The organism is Nocardia sp. NPDC051052, from assembly GCF_044456045.1.
Classification (GTDB): domain Bacteria; phylum Actinomycetota; class Actinomycetes; order Mycobacteriales; family Mycobacteriaceae; genus Nocardia.
Genome location: NZ_JBITFL010000054.1, coordinates 1 through 1,341, shown reverse-complemented (window position 1 = coordinate 1,341; position 1,341 = coordinate 1). Strand labels below are relative to the sequence as shown.

Genomic DNA, 1,341 nt, shown 5'->3' with positions numbered 1-1,341 from the left:
TGGGCCGCCAACGACCCCTACCTGCACGCCGACCAACTCCACAACACCACCCTCTACATCTCCACCGGCACCGGACAACCAGGACCACTCGACACTCTCGACCGAACGCACGGCAACGCAGGCGAACTCGCCGGTCAGCTCACCAGCGGCGTTGTGCTGGAGGCGATTACCAGCGCCTGTGCCCGCCAGCTACGAGAGCGTCTCCAGGAGTTGAACATTCCGGCCACCTTCGACTTCCGTCCGGTCGGCACCCATTCCTGGGGTTACTGGGAACGGGACCTGCACAACTCCTGGCCGCTGTTCGAGGCCGCGCTGCATTGATGCTGGATCGGCGGGTTAGTCGGTATTCGGCTGCCGTCCTACCTCGCGCGCCCACAGCCACTCGGCGAGGTGTGCGACCGCCCGATCCCGGTGCCGCCGATAGGTATTGAACGACAGATGCAGCGACTGGGCGACGCGTTCCTGGGTGGTAGTCGGGTGCAGGAACGTGCGGTCCACCAGCTCGCGCAGATCCGGCCGCAACATCCCCGCGCCCGTGGTGAGCAGGTCTCGCAGGGTGTCGGCGGCTGATCTATCGCCGCGTTGGTGCTGTCGCACGATGCGTGCGCGGAGCAACGGGTTGTCTCGTATCCGCTCGGGAGTGTGCAAGTCGCGCAGCGCATCTCGGACGGCGCGCGTGAACTCGGGCTCGGCGAGCACCGCGTTGCCGCCGCCGGATTCGGCTGGGCCAGTGGGCGCACCGGCTTGCCGGGCGTGCACGGAACGCAGCCACCCCGCGACATCCGTGCGGCGCCAGTCGTGCGCGAAGACGGGAAACCGCCGCTCGCCGACCATGTACTCGGCTCCTGGCGCAGGCTGGAAACCGAGGTCCGCCATCGTGTGGCCCCACCGGGCCGCGTCGGCGTACGCGCCGACCAGCGTCCAGGCCGAGTTGTCGCCGTTGATCAGGATGTCGAGGGTTTGGCAGGCGGCGAACAGGGTCACCGACGGCGAGGTGAACTGGCCGTGCTCGCGGTCGAGGAAGAACCGCCAGGCTCGGACCCGTTCGCCGGGTCGGGGCGCGCCGTTGTCCTGCGCGTACCGCCACATGGCAACTGCACCCGGGTCCGCGCCGGGCTCCGCCTCGGTCAGCTCCAAACACCCGGCGTAGCCGCGCGGCTCACCCGAGAGCGCTCGGAACACCCAGAACGCCGCAGGCTGATGCTCGAGCCAATACGCGACCAGCGCGGCCTGCTGTTCGCCCTGCCATCAGCGTAAGTCGTTTTGTGTCAAGCGGTTCGGTCGGTGCCTCGTCCGTCGTCGTCCCTGCATAGCGGTAATGGGGTTGATCCCAACAGCGCG

The 1,341-nt window shown here is 68.2% G+C and carries 1 protein-coding gene and 1 pseudogene; one reads left to right on the top strand and one right to left on the bottom strand.

What is annotated here, in order from left to right; translation table 11 throughout:
• Positions 1-321, top strand: a pseudogene (locus ACIBCN_RS44535) (esterase family protein); the annotation flags it as partial.
• A gap of 15 nt (positions 322-336) precedes the next feature.
• On the opposite strand, the gene ACIBCN_RS44530 reads toward ACIBCN_RS44535, so the two are convergent.
• Positions 337-1,182 carry a hypothetical protein gene (locus ACIBCN_RS44530; RefSeq protein WP_396998941.1) on the bottom strand — a complete coding sequence of 282 codons (846 nt, stop codon included), beginning with the start codon at positions 1,180-1,182 and terminating at the stop codon, positions 337-339.
• Between the last annotated feature and the right edge of the window lie 159 nt (positions 1,183-1,341).